This window comes from Streptococcus sp. CCH5-D3, assembly GCF_001556435.1.
Taxonomy (GTDB): domain Bacteria; phylum Bacillota; class Bacilli; order Lactobacillales; family Streptococcaceae; genus Streptococcus.
Genome location: NZ_LSIW01000126.1, coordinates 1 through 209, shown reverse-complemented (window position 1 = coordinate 209; position 209 = coordinate 1). Strand labels below are relative to the sequence as shown.

Below are 209 nucleotides of genomic sequence, written 5' to 3'. Positions count from 1 at the left end.
AACAGCTGCCTCGCCTTCATGACCTGATTCTTGCGTACCTTTAGCGCTAATTGGTCCAGTGTACTCTGGATTAGCTGGTTGAACCAAAGCTTCACCCTCATGACCAACTTCTTGGGTACCATTGGCACTGATTGGACCAGTATATTCTGGATTTGCAGGTTGAACAGCTGCCTCGCCTTCATGACCTGATTCTTGCGTACCTTTAGCGC

General features: G+C 48.8%; 1 protein-coding gene. It reads right to left on the bottom strand.

Annotated features, from left to right (window positions below):
• Positions 1-209, bottom strand: a 209-nt coding sequence (locus AX662_RS10775; RefSeq protein WP_197414691.1) for a hypothetical protein, incomplete at both ends; no start/stop codon positions are given.